Genomic DNA, 23,007 nt, shown 5'->3' with positions numbered 1-23,007 from the left:
AATTTAAAAATTTAGTCCACAGTCAGACAGTGTGACATAGAAAGCCAGTCCGTGCGTCCTTACTCCCTTCGGGAGAAGGATAGGATGAGGGGATATTTACAATCGGTGAGTTAGCTCAGATTATCCCCTCACCCCAACCCTGGGCTACATGTTCCCGACGTAGCCAACCGACTACATCCCTGTAGTCGTCTCCCTGAGGGAGAGGGAGTTGGTGGGACAGCAGTGAGTTCTAGTGTAAGTCACCTTCAATGGTGGCACTTTTTGCCCGCCTTTGTCACCCTGAGCAATGTGTCTGCGGCTTTTCGGTGGCGTTCAGGGTAACCGCCGGGTGACTGTCTATCGGTTGAGAAAGTCGCCGGAGGGGATGAGCGGCAGGGCGGTGGTGTCACCCTGATAAAGATAGACCCAGGCAGAGAGCGTGGCTCCATCGGCCAGCCGTATTGGCTGGACTTCCCGTCGGTACTCCTGTGGCTGAGGGTCATCCGGGCTGCAACCCTCATAACGGTCCAGTTGTGTCAGCAACCTAAGCGGGTGGTGTAGACGATAGATTTCCCCCTGCACCCAGTCATCCGAGTGGTCGGCGAGTACGGCGCCCGGGTAATCGGTAACGCGGTAGAGTCGGGCCTGCAGGCGGCCGGAGGAGTGGAAATCGCTCTGTTCGAGCAAGAGTTGGTGCATCGGATGCCCGGCACCCCGGAGCAGGGTGCCGTAGACAAACAGCAGATCAATCATCGTTTCGGGTGCTTTTCTTCTTTTTCTTTATCCGGAGGGCATTTTTGGAATTCTTCACCAAGTCTTCGATGATAGGGGTCAACAACACCTCCATGGCAAAGGTCATCTTAGTGCCGGGAATCACCAGTGTATTGCGCCGTGAGATGAAAGAGTTTTCGATCATGTGTTTCATATAGACCAGATCGATGTGGTATTTCTTGATGATGCGCTTTTTGACCCGTATCACCACCAGGCTTTCGTCGGCCGTGGGCACCTCGCGGGAGATGAAGGGGTTGGAGGTATCCACCGTGGGAATACGCTGGAAGTTGATGTCGGTGTGAGAGAACTGGGGCGTGATGTGCTCCACGTAGTCATCCATGCGCCGTTTGATCGCTTCGACAATGGATTCGGTATCGTAGCCGCGGGTCTCGTTGTCGCGCTGGATCTTCTGTATCCACTCCAGGTTGATGATCGGTACCACGCCGATCAGCAGGTCCACGTACTGGCGTACCTCCGGCATGCCACCGTGCAGGCCCTCGTAAAGCAGCAGATCCGTCTCTTCCTTGGTATCCTCCCAGGGAGTGAAAGTGCCCGGCTTCATATCCCATTGCAGCGCCTCCTCCTCATTGTGCAGGTAGTGGCGGGTTTTGCCTCGCCCGGTGGCCTTGTAGGTTCTGAACAGCTCAGCCAACTCTTCCAGCAGATTCGCTTCCGGACTGAAGTGACTGAGATTGCGACCTGTTTGCTTGGCCAGTTTGGTGGCCTTTTTCATCTCTACCCGGGTGTAACGATGATAGGCGTCCCCCTCTACCATAAGTGCCTGAATACCTTCGCGAAAAAAGATATGGCTAAATGCATCCCTGACCGTACTGGTACCGGAACCGGAAGAACCGGTGACGGCAACGATGGGGAACTCTTGCTTCTTCATGGCTTCGGCTCTCAAGTGTGGGATGGAAAATCGGCCAATTCTTGCATATTTATGCCGTTAATGCGTACTTCATTGTGGCTGTGGCTATCGTCTAACGGGAATCGGCCGTCGCAAAACGCCCTCTTTGATAGATGATGGTGAGGGTGGCCAGCATCACCGGGAGCATCCAGGTGTTTAGTGACTGCCAGCCTATACTGGCCTCCAGCCAACCGGAGCCAAAAGCGGACAGGGTGACCATGCCGAAGACCATAAACTCATTGCTGGCCTGCGCCTTAGCCTTTTCAGACTGACTGTAGGCGCCGGTCAGGAGTTGAGTGGCGCTGATGAACATAAAATTCCAACCGATGCCGAGCAACAGCAGGGCACACCAGAAGTGCCACTCGCTGGTGCCGCCCAAATTAATGCTGATACACAGCAGAATCAGCAGCGCGCCAAATTTAATCATTCGCAAGGTGCCAAAGCGCTGAATCAGATGGCCGGTAAAGAAAGAGGGTGCAAACATCCCCAGTACATGCCATTTGATAACGCTGGTGGTGGAAGCAAAGCTGTACCCCAGGCGCTCCATGGCCAGCGGGGTGGCGGTCATGATCAGGTTCATCACCGCGTAACTGCTCATTGCTGCCAATACCGCCACCAGAAACCGGTCCTGACGCAGAATATCATTCAGCGGGCGGGCAGGTGCCGAGTGGGACTCGGTCTCCGAAGGACTAATCTGGACGTTAAACAGCAGCAAAAGGGTAATCACATAGAGCCCCAGCAATCCAAGGTAACTGCCGGCAAACGGTGTGTCGGTGATCCAGTGTCGGCTATACAGGGCCAGTGTGGGGCCGACGATGGCAGCCAGTACACCACCGGCCATCACCAGGGAGATCGCTCTGCTCTCCTGGCTGGTATTGGCCACCTCCACGGCGGCGAAGCGATACAGGGTACCGAACCCGATGCCGATACCCAGTAGAAAGGTGCCGCTGCAGAAAAGCCAGAAGTGTGCCTCAGGCAGAGCAAACAGGCAGATCAGGCTACCGATGACCGCCAAACCGTTGCCCAGGTAGAAGCCTTTTTTACGCCCGATGCGTTGCATAATCAGAGAGGCGGGGATAGTGGCGGCCATCAACCCGATAAACTGCAACGCCACCGGCAGGGTGGTGAGGGCCGGATCAATCGCAATGAGACGACCGACCAGGCCGTTCACCGACACCAGCAACACGTTGCCAGTGGTGAGCAGGGCCTGACAAAGCGCCAGCAGTATTACGTTTTTATTCAACCGATAACTACCCGGGGTCGATGCAGGAGCAGGGCTCTCGCGGCCTGAAGACTTCGTGCATTATCGACGGGCGGATTGCAAAATCAACCGGCGTTTGCCGGGAATCGCCGATTCAGGCCTCCTCGACACGCCTGATACGGCGTCCAAACGGGCATACTTTGATGCAGATGCCACACATGGGGGCGCCGATGTGTGGCAGGCCGGCGAATTCGACGGTCACTTTTTCGGCACAGCGCTGCAGGTCGATGGCTTCTTCCCGGCTGCTGTAGTGGGAGTCGGTGTTGACGTTGTGGATGGCATCCACCGGGCAGGCGTCGACACAGAGCCGGCATTTGCCGCAGAGATTTTCGATCGGTGCATCCACCGCCAGCGGTGCATCGGTGAGCAGCGTAACCAGCCGCACCCGGGAACCGTACTCCGGGGTGATCAGCAACAGGTTCTTCCCCTGCCAGCCGAGGCCCGCTAGGCGCGCGACGGCCTTGTGGCTAATGGCACCGTACCAGTTCTGACGGTCCAGGATCTGGGCCGCCGGCACGGGGAGAGCGCGATATCCGCTGTGCTGCAGATGATTCGCCGCTTTCAGGGCAATCTCATCCAGGATCCGGTTGGATGCCTGATAGGCGGTGGCGTAGATGGGGGTGGGTTGCTCCTGGATGGTTTCGAATACATCGTTGGGAACGCGTAGTGCGATAGCGACGGCTCGGGTATAGGGTTGCAGCAGGTCGGGGGGATCGGTCTTCAGCGCCCGCAAGGGGTCGGCATCGGCGATGCCGACCAGATCGGCACCCAGTTGGGTGATGGTTTGCTTGATGGTATCGGTAAATGTCATGGCTGCCTTGCTGCTAATCCACCCACTGGATTATCGTTCAGGGAGCACGCTTCAAACCTTCAAGTTGCGGTGTAGCGCGGACCGGGACGGAGACCGATCAATGTTCGCCCTTGGTTTTACGGATACCGGCCAACCGGTTGCCCTGTTTTTGTGGGCCGCCCATCGGGAAGATATCGTGCAGATAGCGGTTATTCCCCCGATCACTGCCCCAGACCTTCTTGAAGTGTTTGATCATGTCCCGCACCTGGGCCTGGACATGGTGCTCCTGGTAATAATGGCGGATGAAGTGGATAACGTCCCAGTGTTCATCCGTCAGCGTCAAGTTCTCTTTTGCAGCTTGTGCCACGGCAAATCCTTCGGACCATTCGTCCATGTCCTGGATATAGCCTTCCTGGTCGGTGGCGATCAATTGATCGTTCACCGTGACATATTCGGTGCGTATGGCAAAAGGGTTTGTTTTCATCTGTTAACCTCCGAAAAAAGAGGGGGCCAATGCCCCCTCTTTACTACTGCTTTTGTCCGGTCGTAGCCTGAGGGTACCTACTCCTGGATGCGTCTCAGCGCACTCTTTTGGCTGGGCAAGCGTACCTCAGCACCGGATATAACCCAATACTCAGTTCATGCGGATCTTTTTCAACCGTACGATCTGGTAGGGGCGACTGACATAGCTCAGCGGTACGCTCCAGACATGGACCAGACGGGTGAACGGGAACAGCAGGAACACCGTCATGCCGAAGAACATGTGCAGCTTGAAGATGAAACTGACATCTTTGATCAAGCTGGGGTCTACGCTCAGGGTAGCGACGCTCTTCACCCATTCGGTCAGGGCGATCATGGTGCCGGCATCGCCATGCGAGGCGTGTTCAAAGGAGATGACTGTGGTGCTCAGGCCCAGGGCAACCGTAGCCAGCAGCCAGCCGATGATGAAGGTGTCACGCTGACGGCTCACCGCACGGACGCGCGGCTCGTTGAGACGACGCAACAGCAGCATCAGGGCACCGATTAGGCACAGGCTGCCGAAGATCAGACCGGCATAGATGGCGATGTACTGGTGGGTGGTATCGGAGATACCCAACGCCAGGAACCAGCTGTGCGGGGTCAGCATGCCGACCAGATGGCCGAAAAAGACCGCCAGGATACCGACGTGAAACAGGTTGCTGGCAATGCGCATGTTCTTGCTGCTCAGCAACTGGCTGGAATCGGCCTTCCAGGTGTACTGTTCACGATCGAAACGGAGCCAGCTTCCCAGCAGGAAGATGGTACCGGCCAGATAGGGGTAAGCCCCAAAAAAGAAGTTATTCAGTGTCATTCAAAACGCTCCTCAGGCTGCTTGGGCCAGATGTCCACGGTTTTCAACAATGCGAAGAATCCGCGCGTAGGGGCTCTCGGCCTTTTCCAGATTGTCGCCAATCACCTTCAATACTTTGCTGGCGTCTCCCAGGAAGACCCGCGCCTGCAGGTCATCCAGGGTGGAGACATACTCCAGGATCAGCGGCAGAAAGTCGGGGATCTCTTTCCCCTCTACTTCCAGGCCGCTGGCCTTGTAGTACTCAGACAGGTCGATCAGGGCAGGACCCCGACCCCGGTCATCACCGAACAGGTGATGGGTGAGGTGCAGGTCGTGCTCCGGAACCATATCGAAAGTCTGGACATATTGGCTCTGCAGGCCGGTCAGGTCGTGCATGTTTATCCAGGAGATGAGATTGAGCAGATCTTCCTGTTCCTGTGGACCAATGGCGTCATCCTGTTTGATGGCGTCGATGATCTCAGGCAGGTTTTCCATCAGCTCTTCATCCGGATAATCGAGCAGTCGGGCCATGATGTTGTAGATAAGCATCGTTTTGTCTCCCGTTAAACCGTATCTTTTTTCCGCGGCTGAATGCCCTGCGGAGTGTGGGTACGCTTGCGCGGAGTCGGGAACAGAGTGAACCCTTCGCCGCCGTCGCTGCCCTGGGAGCTGATGTTGCCCGCGGAGAAACCGTTCTGACCCTGGAAGGCATAGGGATCTTCCTGTGCCAGCGCCTCGTTGGCGGTCGGGATGACAAAACGGTCGTTGTAGTTGGCGATACCGAGCATCTGGTACATCTCGTCAGATTGCGCCTCGGTCAGGCCTGCCGCTTCCAGCGCTGCCGTATTGGTGGTGCCCTCCACATTCTTGGAGCGTTGGTTGCTGCGCATCGCCAGTAGACGGTTCAAGGCACTGACTATCGGTTTCTCGTCACCGGCGGTGAGCAGGTTGGCGAGATACTGGACCGGGAAACGCAGTGCTTCGGCCTTGGGGATACAGCCATCGGCTTCGGTCGGCAGGGTACCCTGGTCGATCTGGCTCTGTACCGGTGACAGCGGGGGCACGTACCACATCATCGGCATGGTGCGATACTCCGGATGCAGCGGGAAGGCGATCTTCCACTCGATAGCCATCTTGTACACCGGCGAACGCTTGGCCGCTTCCAGCCAGGTGTCCGGAATGCCCTGTTCTTGCGCCTGACGGATCACTTCCGGATCGTTCGGATCGAGGAAGATGTTCATCTGTGAGTTGTACAGATCCTTTTCTCCGGCTACGGCAGCGGCATCGCTGATCTTGTCGGCGTCATACAGCACCACACCCATATAGCGGATACGACCGACGCAAGACTCGGCACAAGCGGTCGGCATGCCGGACTCGATACGCGGATAGCAGAGGATACACTTCTCGGATTTGCCGGACTCCCAGTTGAAGTAGATCTTTTTGTACGGGCAGGCGCTGACACACATGCGCCAGCCGCGGCAGCGATCCTGATCGATCAGCACGGCACCGTCCTCGTCACGCTTGTAGATGGCGCCGGAAGGACAGCTGGCCACACAAGCCGGATTCAGACAGTGGTTACACAGTCTCGGCAGATACATGTGGAAGGTCTTTTCGAACTCCTTGTAGATCTGCTTCTGGATGCCCTTGAAGTTCTGATCCACCGAGCGGCTCTCGAACTCACCCGCCAGATCGTCTTCCCAGTTGGGACCCCACTGGATCTTTTCCATCCGCTCGCCGGTGATCTGGGACAGCGGACGGGCAGTCGGGGCCGCCTCGGAGAGGGGCTTGTTCTGCAGTTTGGGGTAGTCGTAGTCGAACGGCTCGTAGTAGTCGTCGATCTCCGGCATGTCCGGGTTGGCGAAGATGTTCAGCAACTTGCTGATGCGGCCGCCGGCCTTCAGTTCCAGCTGGCCGTTCTCTTTCTTCCAGCCGCCTTTCCACTTCTCCTGGTTTTCCCACTCTTTGGGGAAACCGATACCGGGCTTGGATTCGACGTTGTTGAACCAGGCGTACTCGACACCCTTACGGTTGGTCCAGATGTTCTTGCAGGTTACAGAACAGGTGTGGCAACCGATGCACTTGTCCAGGTTCAGGACCATTGCAATTTGTGCACGTATATTCATCTTTTATTCCTCAATATTCTTTCCACCGGGTGCGGGGTGTTGCCACCCCGCAGGTTGCGATTCAAAGACTCAGTTGTTGATTCCTTCCGGATTCAGTTGAGCCTCGCGTTCCGGTGTCAGATCACCCTCTAACCAGTTCACATCGGCATCTTCGATCTTGTGCACGATGACGTTTTCGTCACGCTGGCTGCCTACCGTCCCGTAGTAGTTGAAGGAGTAGGAGAGCTGGGCGTAACCGCCGATCATGTTGGTCGGTTTCATCACTACCTTGGTCACCGAGTTGAGAATGCCGCCACGTTTACCGGTGGTGTTGGAACCCGGGACGTTCACGTTCTTCTCCTGGGCGTGGTACATGATGGCCATGCCTTTCGGTACACGCTGGCTGACGACGACACGGGCTACGGTGGCGCCGTTGGCATTGACCGCCTCGACCCAGTCGTTGTCCTTGATGCCGATACTCTTGGCCTCGTCCTCGTTGACCCAGAAGTAGGGGCCGCCGCGGAACAGGGTCAGCATGCGCAGGTTGTCCTGATAAGAGGAGTGGATGCCCCACTTGGAGTGCGGGGTGATCCAGTTCAGGGTCAGGGTCTTCTTGCCTTCCAGCTTTTTCGCCAGCTCTTTGGGCAGATTCGTGTGCGCGCCCAAGTCCTGTGGCGGACGGAAGCAGCAGAGACCCTCGCCGAAGTCCAGCATCCACTCGTGGTCGAGATAGAACGAGGCACGACCGGTCAGGGTACGGAACGGAATGTGCTCATGGATGTTGGTGTAACAGGCGTTGTAGCTCACCTCTTCGGATTCGATACCGGACCAGGTCGGTGCGGTAATGATCTTGCGCGGTTGTGCCACGATGTCGTGATAACGGATCTTCTCTTCGTGACGGCCTTCGTACAGGTGGCTGTGGTTGATGCCGGTCTTCTTGGACAGGGCGGACCAGGACTTGTGGGCCACCTCGCCGTTGGTTTCCGGTGCCATCTGCAGCACGGTGTCGCACACTTGCACGTCTTCCATCAGTGACGGACGACCCTGGGAGATACCCTCCTCGGTGATCACGCCGTTGTGGACCTTCAGCTGATCGATTTCGAGATCGGTGTTCCAGTCCAGACCCTTGATGTTGTTGCCCAGTTTGTTCATCAGCGGGCCCACCGAGGTGTACTTCTTGTAGGTGTTGGCGTAATCGCGTTCCACTACCTTGAACAGCGGTGCGGTCTTGCCCGGGATCAGGTCGCACTCGCCGCGCTTCCAGTCCTTGACCTCGCCATAGGGCTGGGCCAGGGCCATCGGGGAGTCGTGCTGCATTGGCAGGGAGACCACGTCCTTGACGGTGCCGAGGTGCTTGTCGGCGATCTCGGAGAACTTCTTGGCGATGGTCTTGAAGATCTGCCAGTCGGACTTGGACTCGAATGCCGGATCGACCGCCTTGCCCAGCGGATGCACGAACGGGTGCATGTCGGTGGTGTTAAGGTCGGCCTTCTCGTACCAGGTGGCGGTCGGCAGGATGATGTCCGAGTAGGCGCCGGTCGAGTTAAGGCGGAAGTTGATATCCACCATCAGGTCCAGCTTGCCCACCGGGGCTTGTTCACGCCACTTGATCTCTTTGCAATTGACCCCTTCGGTGCCTTCCTGCATCACGCCGTTCTGAGCGCCCAACAAATGCTTGAGGAAGTACTCATGACCCTTGGCGGAACAACCGATCAGGTTGGCGCGCCAGACGAACAGGTTGCGAGGATGGTTCTCTTCCGCATCGATATCCTCGATGGAGAACGCCATGTCGCCGCTCTTCAACTGCTCGGCCATGTATTGGGCCACGCCGGCCTCGTCGGTAGCACCGGCCGCTTCCGCTGCCTTGACGATCTCCAACGGGTTCTTGTTGAAGTGTGGTGCGGACGGCAACCAGCCCAGTCGCTGGGAGACAGCATTGTAGTCGGCGATCTGGTAACCGCGGTACTTGGCGGTGGCGGTGGAACCGAGGATGTTGTCGGCCTCGACCTTCTCATAGCGCCATTGGTCGGTATGGAAGTACCAGTAAGTGGTGCTGTTCATGTGACGTGGCGGACGGTGCCAGTCGAGGGCAAAGGCGATCGGTGCCCAACCGGCCTGCGGACGCAGCTTTTCCTGGCCCACGTAGTGTGCCCAGCCACCACCGGACTGACCCACACAGCCGCAGATATGCAGGATGTTCATGATCGAGCGATAGCCCAGATCGTTGTGGTACCAGTGGTTGATGGCGGCGCCCATGATGACCATGGATTTACCACGGGTCTTGGAGGCGTTTTCGGCGAACTCACGGCCGGTGCGGATCAGGTCGGCGGTCTTGATGCCGGTGACCTTGGAGCCCCAGGCCGGGGTGTAGGCGACGGTCTCGTCGTCGTAAGAGGTGGCCAGGTTATCGCCCAGGCCGCGATCGATACCGTATTGGGAGACCATCAGGTCGAATACGGAGGTGACATACACCTCTTCACCGGAAGCCAGCTTCAGCTTACGCACCGGGATGTTGCGCAGCAGGGTGTCATCCTCTCCCTCGGTGAAGTGAGGGAAGGCCACGGTGACCACGTCGTCACGGTTGTCGATACAGGTGAGCTCGGCTTCGATATCTTCCTGGTTGGCGGCGTTCTTCGGCAGCAGGTTCCACTTGCCTTCCTCGCCCCAGCGGAAACCGACGGAGCCGTTTGGCACGACAAAGGATTTGCTGGCTGTGTCATAGACGACCGTCTTCCACTCCGGGTTATTGGACTCGCCCATGTTGTTGTCGAAGTCGGTAGCACGCAGGAAACGACCGGACACATAACGGTCACCGTCTTTACGCAGCATCACCTGCATCGGCATATCGGTGTAGGTGCGGACATACTCCTGGAAGTAGGGGTCCTGTTTCTTGATGTGGAACTCGTTCAGCGCTACATGACCCATGGCCATGAAGGCGGCGGAGTCGGTACCCTGTTTAACCGGCATCCAGAGATCGGCGAATTTCACGAACTCGGCATAGTCCGGTGCCATGGAGACCACCTTGGTGCCGTTGTAACGGGACTCGATGGCGAAATGTGCATCCGGGGTACGGGTCATCGGCAGGTTGGCGCCGCAGATGATGATGTATTTGGAGTTGTACCAGTCGGCCGCTTCCGGCACGTCGGTCTGCTCGCCCCATACCTGTGGGGAGGCGGCGGGGAGATCGCAATACCAGTCGTAGAAGGAGCCGCAGGCGCCGCCGATCAATGACAGATAGCGGGAGCCGGCTGCATAACTGATCATGGACATGGCGGGAATGGGGGAGAAACCGTAGATGCGGTCCGGACCCCATTTCTTAATGGTATAAACGTTGGCGGCTGCGATAATTTCGGTCAGCTCTTCCCAATTGGAACGAACGAAGCCACCCAGGCCACGTACGGCGGTGTAGCTCTTGCGTTTTGCCGGATCGCTCTGGATCGCTTCCCAAGCTTCTACCGGGTCCTTGCCACTTTTGCGCTCGGTACGGTAGAGATCGATCAGACGGCCGCGTACCAGCGGATACTTGATCCGGTGCGGGCTATACAGATACCAGGAGAAAGAGGCGCCGCGCTGGCAGCCACGAGGCTCGTGGTTGGGCAGATCGGGACGGGTTTCCGGATAATCGGTCTGCTGCATTTCGTAGGCAACCAGACCATTCTTGACATAGATTTTCCAAGAACATCCACCGGTACAGTTCACGCCATGGGTGGAACGGACCACCTTGTCATGGCGCCAGCGGTTACGATAGGTATCCTCCCACTGGCGATCTTCGTTAGTCACTATACCGTGGCCCTTGGAGAAGGTCCCCTGGACCTTCTTGAAAAACCTCAGGCGGTCAAGAAAGTGGCTCATTGTGTATCTCCTTTAAGCATGTTGCATCAACGTGCTAATTACTAAAACAGTGTTAAGTTGGAGCAGGCCCGGATTGGGGGGTAAGTATCCGCATGAGCTAAGCACGTGTGGATGGTGGGCCTGCTCCAGACCCTTTTAACTCAGATGATCAGCCTGAATGCTTATGGATTGTCGTACTCACGCTTCGGGCCGAGGTAGTACCACCAGTTGAGGATCAGACAAACCAGATAGAAGATGGCGAAGCCGTACAGGGCGTATTCCGGGGTGGCCAGTTTGATCTGCTCACCGAACACCTTCGGAATAATGAATGCGCCGTAAGCGGCAACGGCGGAAGTCCAGCCCAGAGCGGGGCCCGCCTGCTCTTTGTTAAACACCATGGCGATGGTGCGGAAGGTGGAGCCGTTACCGATACCGGTAGCCGCGAACAGCACCAGGAACAGGATCAGGAAGGGTACGAAAAACTCTTCCGGGGTAGCGGACGCATAAGCGGCCTTGAGGAAGTAAGCCACGCCCAGCGCGCTACCGATCATGACGATAGAGACCAACTGGGTCACCTTGGCGCCACCGACCTTATCCGCAATCCAGCCGCCGACCGGACGGATTAGGGCGCCGATGAAGGGGCCCATCCAGGCGTACATCAGGGCCGAAGGGCCATTGGCGTTGGCGGTGTTGTGGGTCAGCACACCGTCGACCAACAGGTGCTGGTAACCGAATACCACCTTGATGGCCAGGGCGAAACCGGCTGAGTAACCGATGAAGCTGCCGAAGGTCATGGTGTAGATGACGCTCATGATCCAGGTGTGTTTGTTGCTGAAGATTTTGAACTGACGCTGCAGGTTCGGCTTGATGTCGCCGGGGATCAGCTTCATCAACATGACAGTGCCGAACAGGATGCCGGCAATGACTGGCCACTTGGCCCAGCCGGGTGCGCCCAGACCGGTGGGTGCCGGCAGGATGATGTAGAGACCGACGGCGGCGGTAATGAAGCCGATCAGCAACATACCGGTGATCTTGGTCATGGCGCCAAAGGGGGAGCCAATGTGGGGTGAAACATCATCGGTACGGATGTTATTCATACCGAACCAGCCGGCAAACGCCAGTGGGATCAACAGCAGCAACCAGACATAGCCGGCGTTGTGGATGTAGCTCTCGGTGCCGGCCGGAATCTTGCCGATCAGGGTCCCGGAGGTGTTCTCCAGGATCATCGGCTCACCACCGAAGATGCCGAAGGTCATCACCAGCGGAACCAGGATCTGCATGGTGGTCACACCGGCGTTGCCCAGACCCGCGTTCAGACCCAGTGCCAGACCCTGCTGGCGTTTGGGAAAGAAGAAGCTGATGTTGGACATGGAAGAGGCGAAGTTGCCACCACCGAAGCCGGACAGGAAGGCCAGGCCTTGGAATACCCACAGCGGGGTAGTCTTGTCCTGCAGGGCGATACCGGCACCGATAGCCGGCAGCATCAGCAGTGCGGTGGTGAAGAAGATGGTGTTACGGCCACCTGCGATACGGATGAAGAAGCTGCTGGGGATACGTAGCGTGGCACCGGTCAGACCGGCGATGGCCGCCAGGGTGAACAGTTCGGATTTGGCGAACGGGAAGCCCAGGTTGAGCATCTGTACGGTGATGATACCCCAGTAGAGCCAGACGGCGAAGCCGCACAGCAGGCTGGGGATTGAGATCCAGAGGTTGCGGTTGGCGATCCGCTTGCCCTCTGACTCCCAGAATTGGGTGTCTTCCACATCCCATTTTTGTAAATCAGACATAATTGCCTCTCTTAATAAGATTGTTACTACTTAATCGTTATCTTTTAGTGCTTTGGGTGTTACTCAAGGGTGTCCACGGCGGCCGCCTTCAGCTGATCCAGACGAATGTCATTAGCCTCCAGCTTTGCCTTCTGTTTCGATTCGGTGTACTTGGCGATCAGCTCTTCCAGCAGGTGAGCCTGTTCCACGGCAGCCTTGGCGGCGGCGTACTCTTCGGGGTTTTCGTGGGAACGTACGTACTCGTCTACCGCATGTTCTTTGGCGATCTCCATATCCTGTTCCTGATGCTCCTTGGCGAAGGTGTAGTGCATCCAGATCAGAGAGACGCAGGTGGCGCCGTAGAGCAGCATGAACACGGTGGAATTGATGCCGGTGAGATCTTTCATGGCGCCGAACATGATCGGCAGCAGGAAGCCGCCCATGCCGCCGGCCAGGCCGACGATACCGGAGACCACACCGATGTTGTCGGGATACTCGTCCGACAGGAACTTGAATACGGATGCCTTACCGAAGCCCCAGGCGATACCGACAATGAACAACAGGGTGGTAAAGAACCAGACGTTGTGGCCCAGGTCGATAGTGAGCGGACCGTTAATGGTTTTGATGGTGAGTATGGTCTGTGGGTAGGACATCATGAACAGGCAGATCCAGGAGATCCACATGACCCACCAGGTCACCTTGTAGGCACCGTATTTGTCGGAGAACCAGCCGCCGAGGGCGCGGATAACACCGGAGGGTAGAACGAACACAGCGGCCAGCAGGGCGGCATGGGTCAGGTCGAAGCCATACTCGCTGATATAGTATTTGGTCATCCACAAGGAGAGGCCGACAAAACCGCCGAATACCAGCGAATAGTACTGGCAGTATTTCCATACCCGGGGATCCTTTAATGCTTGGAGCTGTTCCTTGACGGTAATACTTTTGCACACCTTATGATCGGGATCTTCATAGGTGAACATCCAGAACAGGATTACCACCACCGCCATGGCGACGGCGTAGACCTTGGGCACCATGGTCCAGCCGTAGGAGACCACCAGCGTGGGGGCGACGAACTTGGTCAGTGCGGCCCCGGCGTTACCGGCACCGAAGATACCCATGGCAAAGCCCTGCTTCTCCTTGGGAAACCAGCGAGCGGTGTAAGCGATACCGACAGAGAAGGAGGCGCCGGCGATACCGACAAACAGACCCAGAACCAGGAACTGCCAATATCGGGTGGCGCTGCCGATAAACCAGAGCGGGATCAGCATGGCGCACATCAGTACGAAGTAGACGATACGTCCGCCGAACTTGTCGGTCAGCATACCGACCGGCAGGCGGACCAGGGAACCGGTCAGAATGGGTGTGGCAATCAGCAGACCGAACTGCGTGTCGTTCAGGGTGAGTAGTTGTTTGATGGGGATGCCGATGATGGAGAACATCACCCAGACCGCGAAACAAGCAGTAAAGGCGATGGTATTCATGCTCAGCACGGATATTGCTTTTCTTTGCTGACTAGCCATGTTTTTCAATACCTGTGATTACAAATTATTGAGAAGAAACAGCCCACTCATGAGGAATGTGGGGCGAAGTCTATACCTATATAACGGTTGTGGAAGTGGGGTTAAATTGGCTGAAGCGGCTCGGAATACCACTAAAGAGGTAGAAGGGGTAGATGGAGAAAGTCTATGAAAGTAAAGGGTAAAATATTTAAACGAGGTGCGGGGCGTAGTGCTCGATTAACCGTTTAAAATTTAAGGTGGTACTGCTAAAGACCTTGGTGCTGTCCGCTGGAGAAGATAATATCGGTCCATGGCTCAGCAGTTTAAAAATTCGATTGTCCTGCGCATGGGTATCTCCATGGCTATCATCTTCCTGCTTGGTTTTCTGACCATGCTGGGTTCCATCATTATTGAAGAGATGACCCAGGGACATGCTGCCGCCATCAACCAGGCCGGCACGCTGCGCATGCAGTCCTACCGCATCGCCACGCGTCTGGTCTATCAATCGGACATCGATGCCGAAAACTACTGGAAACTGACCGATCAGCTGGTTGATGAGTTTGAGCAGCGGCTGGTCAGCCCGCGGCTGACGACGGTGTTGCCGGATGCCCCAGACCATCCGCTGCGAAAAGCTTACAACCGCATCAATCAGCAGTGGCATAAGAAGATCAAGCCGGTGCTGACGGTCTATGTCAGTATGGTGGCACCTCAGGGTCATGCGTACGCCCCCGCCAATGCCGATGACCGCCAGCTTTGGATTGCCACCCAGAAGAATATTCGGGAGCGGTATGTTTCGATCGTCGATCGATTTGTGGCGGACATCGACCACTTGGTCAGACTGTTGGAAGAGGGGGCAGAGTCGAAAATACGCTGGCTACGCGTTATTCAGATCAATTCCATGTTTCTTACTCTGGGTATGGTGTTCTACACCATGTACCTGGTGCAGGCGGTGGTATTGCCGCCGCTACGGGATCTATTGCGCTTCGCCCAGCATGCACGACGGGGCGATTTTTCCGTCCGCGTCAAACATCAACAAAATGATGAATTGGGGCAGTTGGGCAGTGCCTTTAACGGCATGGCGGACGACCTATCCAAAATGTATGCCGATCTGGAAGATCGAGTACGGGAAAAGACGGCTGACCTGGAACGCAGCAACCGGTCGCTGGAGCTGCTCTATAAGACTACCCGCCGCCTCAGTGATACCCATATCGCGCCCAAGATGTACGAGGAGTTACTGAAAGATATCGAGAAGGTGGTCGGTTTCGGTCCGGGTAATATCTGTTTGGCAAAATCGATGGGGGATGAAGTGTTTACCCTGGCTTCCAGCAATTTCGCCGGCACGACGGTCTGCAATCAGGAAGAGTGTCTATCCTGCATGAATCAGCAGGGTACGCAGATTAAGGAGTGGCAAGAGTCAGACCATTCGGTACGCCGGGTATTGTCGATACCGATACGGGATCAGGATGAGCAACATGGTATTCTATTTATCGCTATCCCGGAGGGCACCCTGCTCAAGGTGTGGCAAAAGCAGTTGCTGGAGGCGGTGGCGGACCATATCGGTGCGGCCATCAGTGTGGCCTATCGCACCACCTACAATCGACGTTTGGCACTATATGAGGAACGCGGTGTTATCGCTCGTGAGTTGCATGACTCGCTGGCCCAGTCGCTCTCTTACCTGAAAATTCAGGTCAGCCGCCTGGACATGGCACTGAAGCAGTCACGCGATGAGGAGACTATCCAGAATGTGGTGCAAGAGATTCGCGAAGGACTCAGTAGCGCCTATCGCCAACTCAGGGAGTTGTTGACTACCTTCCGTCTCAAAGTGGATGGCAGAGGTCTGCTGCAGGCACTGGAAGATACGGTCAATGAGTTTCGTGGGCGCAGTGAGATCGATATCCAATTGGAATTCGATTTGCACGGTCTGCAGCTCAGCGAAAACGAAGAGATTCATGTTCTGCAAGTGATCCGTGAAGCCCTGTCAAATGTGATTCGCCATTCCGGGGCAAAGTCCGCACGGGTTATCTTGAGTGGTGGTGAAGATGAACCGATACGGGTATGCGTACAGGATGACGGATGCGGTATTCCCGCCTCACCGGAGCGGGCGCGCCACTACGGACTTGCCATTATGGATGAACGGGTTAGAAGCCTGGGTGGCTCGCTGACTGTTGAAACCCTACCGGAGAGTGGCACCCAGGTGGTATTTGAATTCGCTGCGCATAAGCGGGGGCAAGAGACGATGGGGCATGGTGAGATCGACGAAAAGGTGGATTCCATAGAGTTATGAGTAAAACAAAACCGATTTCAATCCTGATCATTGATGACCATCCGTTATTTAGGAAAGGGCTGGCGGACCTGATTGGCATGGATGCCGAATTGCAACTGGTGGCAGAGGCTTCATCGGGAGAGGAGGGATTGACGAAGGCGCTAGAATTGAAGCCGGAATTGATCCTGCTCGATCTCAATATGAAAGGGATAGATGGATTGGAAACCCTTAAGGCGCTAAAGCAAACCGATCTGGAAAGCTATGTGGTGATGCTGACCGTCTCCAATAACGAGAGTGACGTCACCGCCGCCCTGCGCCTGGGAGCAGATGGTTATCTGTTGAAAGATATGGAGCCGGAAAGCGTGTTGGAACATATTCAGATTGCCGCCTCCGGCCGTCTGGCGATTACCGACAGCCTGACAGAGTTGCTGGCCAGGGCGTTACGTGAGGATGGGCGCCCCAAAACACCTAATGAAGCCGGCTTGACCAACCGCGAGGAGGAGATCCTCGACCTGATCGCCACCGGCATGAGTAATAAGCAGATCGCCCGGGAGCTGGATATTGCCGAGGGCACTATCAAAGTACACGTCAAACACTTACTGAAGAAGCTGAACCTGCGAACCCGTCTTGAAGCCGCGGTCTGGTGCACCAAGAACAGTCCGGCGGGGTGACCCTCAGACCTTTGCGATGTCTTGGTCGTTGAGGCGTATGGCCGGCACGAGGGTCTGTCCCTACGACGGTTGGCTGAGGGCATGGTTTACCGTGCTCTATCCCCGGGTAAGACAGCATCTTCCAGGCAGGCATCCACCATGGCCTGTGCGGCGTTGGAGAGCGAGCGATTGGTGTGGGTGACCGCTCCCAGGGTTCGGCTCAGTTGCAGTTCAGAAATATCCAGTACCTTCAATTCCGGATCGTGGGTCATGGTTTCCGGCAGTAGGCTCCAGCCGAGGCCGATGGAAACCATCATCTTCAGCGTCTCAAAATAGTTGGTGGCCATGCCGATCTTCAGGTCGAGCCCCAGCGGTTGCAGGGCTTGCTCCAATATCCGCTGGGTATAGGTGCCTTTTGCTACCAGTACGGCTTGATGCTCGATCAGATCGACCAGGGAGACCCGACGACGACGGGCCAGCGGGTGTTCGGCCGAGACGACAAAGCGTAACGGATCATGCCAGATAGGGCGGGTCGTCAGGTTGGCGATCGGTTCAGTGGGAAGGGTGACGATGGCTAGCTCCAGGTCGCCCTGCAACACCGCGCTGCAGGCGGTCTCCGAATCCATAAAGCGGATATCCAGCTGGACTTCCGGATAGCGTCGGCTATAACGTTTGAGTGCCGGTGGTAATCGTCGTAGACCGATATGGTGGCTGGTTCCCATGGTTAACTTGCCGCTCACTTCGCCGGTCAGGTTGGAAATGCTGCGACGGATATCCTCCAGCTCATAGAGCATTTGACGAGCCCGGGGCAGCAACTGTCTGCCCGCCTCGGTGAGACTGATCTTGCGACTGATGCGATCGAACAGGCGTGTGTTTAACTCCTCTTCCAGCGATGCGACACGCTTGCTCACGGCAGGTTGAGTCAGGTGCAACTGTTCGGCGGCCAGGGAGAAAGAGGCGCTCTCCGCCACTGCCAGGAAAGCCTTCAGTGAGCTAATTTCCATGCAAATTCCTGTAGATGTGTCCGATTCACTCGCCTGGGTGCGCAGTGCCCGTGCGCCGCTAAACCAACCTGCCGGTCTCAGTGCTTTTCTCGTTCCCACGCTCTGCGTGGGAATGCATACCGGCTCCGGCCGGCAGCATATTATATTCCTATAAAGAATTATAAACATAAAAAAGATGAATTTGTTTTATATTTGATCGGGGTTTATGCTTTCAGCTCCATTCATTAGGTGGCAGAACGATGAGCGCAAAAACACTCTACGACAAGATTTGGCAAGAGCATGTGGTACGGACCGACGAGGACGGCACCACGCTCTTATATATAGATAGGCAATTGGTGCACGAGGTGACATCACCCCAGGCTTTTGAGGGGCTGCGGATCTCCGGGCGTAAACCTTGGCGCACAAGCGCCACCATTGCGACTCCGGATCACAATGTGCCGACCCTAGGCCGGGCCAACGGTATCGATGACCCGATCGCCCGTCTACAGGTGGAGACGCTGGACCGCAACTGCGAAGAGTTCGGCATTACCGAATTCGGCATGTCCGATGTGCGCCAGGGTGTCGTGCACGTGATGGGTGCCGAGCAGGCGCTGATCTTACCCGGTATGACGGTCGTCTGCGGCGACTCCCACACGGCCACCCACGGTGCCTTTGGCGCTTTGGCATTTGGTATCGGTACCTCTGAGGTGGAGCATGTACTGGCTACTCAGACCCTGATTCAGAAGAAATCCAAATCCATGCTGGTCAGCGTTGACGGCCAGGTGGGTCCCGGCGTGACCGCCAAGGATATCGTGCTGAAGATTATCGGTGTCCTGGGAACCGCCGGCGGTACCGGTTACGTGATTGAGTTCGGTGGGGAAGCGATTCGCGCCCTGAGCATGGAAGGCCGTTTGACCGTTTGTAACATGGCGATCGAGGCGGGTGCACGGGCCGGATTGGTGGCGGTGGATGACACCACCATTAACTACCTAAAAGGGCGCCCCTTTGCACCCAAGGGTGCACAGTGGGATCAGGCCGAAGCGGCTTGGCGCGACCTGCACACCGATGCCGGGGCCGAATATGATGCCGTGGTGCGTATCGATGCCGCTGAAATCCAGCCCCAGGTGACCTGGGGCACATCGCCCGAGATGGTGCTGCCGGTAGACGGTATCGTGCCCGACCCGGATCAAGAGAAAGATCCGACCAAGGCGGAAGGCATGCGTCGCGCCCTGCAGTATATGGGACTGGAAGCGGGCACGCCGCTGGTGGAAATTCGACCGGATCATGTATTTATCGGTTCCTGCACCAATGGCCGGATCGAGGATCTGCGAGCGGCCGCCGAAGTGGCGAAGGGCCGCAAGGTGGCGCCCAATATCGTGCAGGCACTGGTGGTGCCGGGTACCGGTCTGGTCAAGCAGCAGGCTGAGGCGGAAGGCCTGGACAAAATCTTCATTGAGGCCGGTTTCGAGTGGCGTGAACCCGGCTGTTCCATGTGCCTGGCGATGAATGCGGACCGGCTCAAACCGGGCGAGCGCTGCGCCTCCACCTCGAACCGCAATTTCGAGGGGCGCCAGGGACAGGGTGGACGTACCCATCTGGTGAGTCCGGCTATGGCCGCGGCGGCGGCCGTAATGGGTCATTTTGTTGATGTGAGGGGGCTCTGATGGAAGCTTTTAAGACATTTACCGGTGTGGTGGCTCCGTTGGATCGCTCCAATGTGGATACCGATGCCATTATTCCGAAACAGTTCCTGAAGTCGATCAAACGTACCGGTTTTGGCCCCTATCTGTTCGATGAATGGCGTTACCTGGATCACGGTGAGCCTGATATGGACTGCAGCAACCGGCCGTTGAACGAGTCGTTTGTACTCAACGACGCCCGTTATGCCGGTGCCCAGCTGTTGCTGGCCCGGGATAACTTCGGTTGCGGTTCCTCCCGTGAACACGCCCCCTGGGCGTTGGCCGATTTTGGCTTCAAGGTGATCCTGGCGCCCAGTTTTGCCGATATCTTTTTCAACAACTGCTTCAAGAACGGTATCCTGCCGATCCGTCTCAGCGGCGCGCAGATAGATAGCCTGTTTGCCAGGGCGACCGGGTATGAGGCACTGCAGATCGCTGTGGACCTGCAGGCCCAGACGCTGACGCATTCGGATGGTGAAGTGATCGGCTTTGAAGTGGATGAGTTCCGTAAGCAGTGTCTGCTGGAAGGGCTGGACGATATCGGTCTGACCCTGCGCCATAGCGACGAGATCGCCGCCTTTGAACAGCAGCGTCGGACCAAGGCGCCGTGGATCTTCGGTGATGCCTGATACGCGAGAAGTTTGATGCCGAATGATTGTCGGCATCGTTGAACCATAGACATAGGTTAATAACAACATGAGTAAAAATATTCTGGTACTGCCGGGTGATGGGATCGGTCAGGAGATTGTCACCGAGGCGGTTAAGGTGCTGGCATGCCTGCGCGACGATTACGGGCTGGATATCGAGATGGATGAAGCGCTGATCGGCGGTACCGCCTACGATGCGGCGGGCCATCCGCTGCCTGAGGCGACGCTAAATCTGGCCAAGGAAGCCGATGCGGTACTGTTGGGCGCCGTGGGTGGTCCCAAGTGGGAGCCGCTGGATATCTCAGTGCGCCCGGAGAAGGGTCTGCTCGGTATTCGTAAGGAGCTGGGACTGTTCGCCAATCTGCGTCCCGCCATTCTCTATCCGCAATTGGCGGATGCCTCTACCTTACGTCCGGAAGTGGTGTCGGGTCTCGATATCATGATCGTACGCGAGTTGACCGGTGGCATTTACTTCGGTCAGCCGCGCGGCGTACGCGAGCTGGAGAACGGTGAGAAGGAGGGGTTCAATACCCTGATTTATCGCGAATCCGAGGTGGATCGCATTGTCCGCGTGGCCATGGATATCGCCATGAAACGCAATAAGCGGGTCTGTTCGGTGGACAAAGCCAATGTACTGGAGTGTACCGAGATGTGGCGCGACGTGGCGATCAAGGTCGGTGCAGACTATCCGCAGGTCGAACTCTCCCACATGTACGTGGATAACGCGGCCATGCAACTGGTACGCGCGCCGAAGCAGTTCGACGTCATGGTTACCACCAATATGTTTGGCGATATTCTCTCCGATTGTGCTTCCATGCTGACCGGTTCTATCGGTATGCTACCGTCCGCCTCGCTGGATGAGAACGGCAAGGGTATGTATGAGCCGATCCACGGTTCCGCACCGGATATCGCCGGTCAGGGCGTGGCCAATCCGCTGGCCACCATTCTCTCTGTGGCTATGATGTTGCGTTACTCGCTGGATGAGGATGCCATGGCAGACCGGGTAGAACGGGCGGTGAACAAAACCCTGGATCAGGGTTTGCGCACCCCGGATATCTACTCCGAGGGCACTCAGAAAGTGGGCACCGAGGCGATGGGCGACGCGGTGGTGGCCGCATTGCGGGCCAGGTAAGTCGCGCTCGATTGTTCTCGCAAAGGCGCAAAGTTCGCAAAGCATAAAAATCCGGGGAATTGGCGTGGACCTCAGGCCATGACATTTACCAGGGTCTGATGTTACATGAAGGATGCAGGTTTTGTTTTCTTAGCGAGCTTGGCGTCTTGGCGAGAGATTTATACTATAAGCCGGGCTGGATTACGCTAGGGGGTCGGAGTCTGGCCGCACCGGCGGTAGGTCTTGCCCACTGCTTATTGCGGCCGGACTCTGGCCCCTTCCCAAAGCGGGCAGGCGTACGGTTTGATTAGAATTTTTTGTATTTATACAGGTGAAAGCAATGAAACGGGTAGGTTTTGTCGGTTGGCGTGGCATGGTGGGCTCGGTCCTGATGGAGCGGATGCTTGCAGAGAAAGACTTCGATCTGATCGAGGAGCCGGTCTTCTTTACCACTTCGCAAGTGGGGCAGGATGGCCCCGACATCGGCAAGCCGATACCCGCACTCAAGGATGCCACCCGTATTGATGAACTGAAGGCGATGGATGCCATCGTTTCTTGCCAGGGCGGCGACTACACCAAGGAAATCTACCCGCAGCTGCGTCAGGCGGGGTGGAGCGGCTACTGGATAGACGCCGCCTCGGCACTGCGCATGAACGATGACAGCATCATCGTCCTGGACCCGGTCAACCGCCAGGTGATCAAGGACGGACTGGCCAGGGGGGTTAAGGACTACATCGGCGGCAACTGCACCGTTAGCCTGATGCTGATGGCCCTGGGTGGCCTGTTCAACGCCGACCAGATTGAGTGGGCAACCGCCATGACCTATCAGGCGGCCTCCGGCGCCGGCGCCAAGAACATGCGCGAGTTGTTGAGTCAGATGGGCGCAGCGCACGCCTCGGTTGAGGGGCTGTTGGCCGATCCGGCTTCCGCTATCCTGGATATCGATCGGGAGGTGGCGGCCGCCATGCGTAGCGAGGCGTTTCCCACCGACAACTTCGGGGTACCGCTGGCCGGCAGTCTGATCCCCTGGATCGATACCCAGCTGCCCAACGGCCAGAGCCGGGAAGAGTGGAAGGGTGGCGCCGAGACCAACAAGATCCTGGGACGTGAGGCGAACCCGATACCGATTGACGGACTCTGTGTGCGTATCGGCGCCATGCGCTGCCACAGTCAGGCCCTGACCATCAAGCTGAAGCGGAATCTGCCGATGGATGAGATCGAGGGTATGTTGGCGGAGGCCAACGACTGGGTCAAAGTGATACCGAATGATCGGGAACGTACCGTTCAGGAGTTGACGCCGACGGTGGCGACCGGGACCCTGAGCGTACCCGTCGGCCGTCTGCGCAAATTGGCCATGGGTGAGGATTACCTCTCGGCATTTACCGTCGGTGATCAGTTACTCTGGGGGGCGGCGGAACCGCTGCGTCGTATGTTGCGCATCCTGCTCCAGGACTGATCT

18 protein-coding genes are annotated in these 23,007 nt (G+C 56.9%); 6 read left to right on the top strand and 12 right to left on the bottom strand.

All coding sequences use genetic code 11. The features are described from left to right. Positions 1-336: 336 nt before the first annotated feature. The 11 genes from ACQY5R_RS09715 to ACQY5R_RS09665 form a co-directional block, all read right to left on the bottom strand. Positions 337-732 carry a gamma-glutamylcyclotransferase family protein gene (locus tag ACQY5R_RS09715; RefSeq protein WP_428607532.1) on the bottom strand — a complete coding sequence of 132 codons (396 nt, stop codon included), beginning with the start codon at positions 730-732 and terminating at the stop codon, positions 337-339. Then, positions 725-1,639 (bottom strand): phosphoribulokinase, encoded by a 915-nt coding sequence (locus ACQY5R_RS09710; protein ID WP_428607530.1) that lies wholly within the window; start codon positions 1,637-1,639, stop codon positions 725-727. The genes ACQY5R_RS09715 and ACQY5R_RS09710 overlap by 8 nt, the downstream gene beginning before the upstream one ends. Before the next feature lie 91 nt (positions 1,640-1,730). Beyond that, the gene (locus ACQY5R_RS09705) at positions 1,731-2,900 is read right to left on the bottom strand and encodes an MFS transporter (RefSeq protein ID WP_428607528.1); all 1,170 of its coding nucleotides are present in this window, start codon (positions 2,898-2,900) and stop codon (positions 1,731-1,733) included. A 112-nt stretch (positions 2,901-3,012) separates the two neighbouring features. Continuing rightward, the gene (locus ACQY5R_RS09700; RefSeq protein ID WP_428607525.1) at positions 3,013-3,729 is read right to left on the bottom strand and encodes an epoxyqueuosine reductase; all 717 of its coding nucleotides are present in this window, start codon (positions 3,727-3,729) and stop codon (positions 3,013-3,015) included. A gap of 97 nt (positions 3,730-3,826) precedes the next feature. Then, positions 3,827-4,192 carry a TusE/DsrC/DsvC family sulfur relay protein gene (locus ACQY5R_RS09695; RefSeq protein ID WP_428607522.1) on the bottom strand — a complete coding sequence of 122 codons (366 nt, stop codon included), beginning with the start codon at positions 4,190-4,192 and terminating at the stop codon, positions 3,827-3,829. A 150-nt stretch (positions 4,193-4,342) separates the two neighbouring features. Continuing rightward, positions 4,343-5,038: a respiratory nitrate reductase subunit gamma gene (gene narI, locus ACQY5R_RS09690; RefSeq protein WP_428607519.1), complete on the bottom strand. Its 696-nt coding sequence runs from the start codon at positions 5,036-5,038 to the stop codon at positions 4,343-4,345. A gap of 12 nt (positions 5,039-5,050) precedes the next feature. Further along, positions 5,051-5,566 (bottom strand): nitrate reductase molybdenum cofactor assembly chaperone, encoded by a 516-nt coding sequence (gene narJ, locus ACQY5R_RS09685; RefSeq protein ID WP_428607516.1) that lies wholly within the window; start codon positions 5,564-5,566, stop codon positions 5,051-5,053. A 14-nt stretch (positions 5,567-5,580) separates the two neighbouring features. Then, a complete protein-coding gene (gene narH / locus ACQY5R_RS09680; protein WP_428607513.1) occupies positions 5,581-7,140 on the bottom strand; it encodes a nitrate reductase subunit beta in 1,560 nt (519 codons plus the stop codon). A gap of 69 nt (positions 7,141-7,209) precedes the next feature. Further along, positions 7,210-10,971 (bottom strand): nitrate reductase subunit alpha, encoded by a 3,762-nt coding sequence (locus ACQY5R_RS09675; protein ID WP_428607510.1) that lies wholly within the window; start codon positions 10,969-10,971, stop codon positions 7,210-7,212. Between the two features lie 161 nt (positions 10,972-11,132). Then, entirely contained in the window at positions 11,133-12,737 is a 1,605-nt protein-coding gene (locus ACQY5R_RS09670) for an antiporter (protein WP_428607508.1), read from the bottom strand. A gap of 59 nt (positions 12,738-12,796) precedes the next feature. Further along, complete coding sequence (locus tag ACQY5R_RS09665) at positions 12,797-14,236, bottom strand: MFS transporter (RefSeq protein ID WP_428607505.1); 1,440 nt, start codon at positions 14,234-14,236, stop codon at positions 12,797-12,799. Between the two features lie 289 nt (positions 14,237-14,525). Between ACQY5R_RS09665 and ACQY5R_RS09660 the strand changes: the two genes are divergently transcribed. Next, complete coding sequence (locus ACQY5R_RS09660) at positions 14,526-16,499, top strand: histidine kinase (RefSeq protein ID WP_428607502.1); 1,974 nt, start codon at positions 14,526-14,528, stop codon at positions 16,497-16,499. Then, positions 16,496-17,149, top strand: coding sequence for a two-component system response regulator NarL (narL, locus tag ACQY5R_RS09655; protein WP_428607499.1), 654 nt, complete (start codon positions 16,496-16,498; stop codon positions 17,147-17,149). Before ACQY5R_RS09660 ends, narL begins: the two co-directional genes overlap by 4 nt. Before the next feature lie 86 nt (positions 17,150-17,235). On the opposite strand, the gene ACQY5R_RS09650 is transcribed toward narL, so the two are convergent. Further along, the gene (locus tag ACQY5R_RS09650; RefSeq protein WP_428607496.1) at positions 17,236-18,132 is read right to left on the bottom strand and encodes a LysR family transcriptional regulator; all 897 of its coding nucleotides are present in this window, start codon (positions 18,130-18,132) and stop codon (positions 17,236-17,238) included. A 239-nt stretch (positions 18,133-18,371) separates the two neighbouring features. On the opposite strand from ACQY5R_RS09650, the gene leuC reads away from it, so the two are divergent. From leuC to asd, 4 genes are all read left to right on the top strand, one after another. Next, complete coding sequence (gene leuC / locus ACQY5R_RS09645) at positions 18,372-19,775, top strand: 3-isopropylmalate dehydratase large subunit (protein ID WP_428607494.1); 1,404 nt, start codon at positions 18,372-18,374, stop codon at positions 19,773-19,775. Beyond that, positions 19,775-20,419, top strand: coding sequence for a 3-isopropylmalate dehydratase small subunit (gene leuD / locus ACQY5R_RS09640; protein WP_428607491.1), 645 nt, complete (start codon positions 19,775-19,777; stop codon positions 20,417-20,419). The genes leuC and leuD overlap by 1 nt, the downstream gene beginning before the upstream one ends. A gap of 67 nt (positions 20,420-20,486) precedes the next feature. Beyond that, a complete protein-coding gene (gene leuB, locus ACQY5R_RS09635; RefSeq protein WP_428607489.1) occupies positions 20,487-21,569 on the top strand; it encodes a 3-isopropylmalate dehydrogenase in 1,083 nt (360 codons plus the stop codon). A gap of 319 nt (positions 21,570-21,888) precedes the next feature. Then, entirely contained in the window at positions 21,889-23,004 is a 1,116-nt protein-coding gene (gene asd / locus ACQY5R_RS09630) for an aspartate-semialdehyde dehydrogenase (protein WP_428607486.1), read from the top strand. The last annotated feature ends 3 nt before the right edge of the window (positions 23,005-23,007 follow it).

This window comes from Sedimenticola sp., assembly GCF_050289425.1.
In the GTDB taxonomy this organism is placed as follows: Bacteria; Pseudomonadota; Gammaproteobacteria; order Chromatiales; family Chromatiaceae; genus Sedimenticola.
This window is presented reverse-complemented; position numbering and strand designations above follow the sequence as displayed.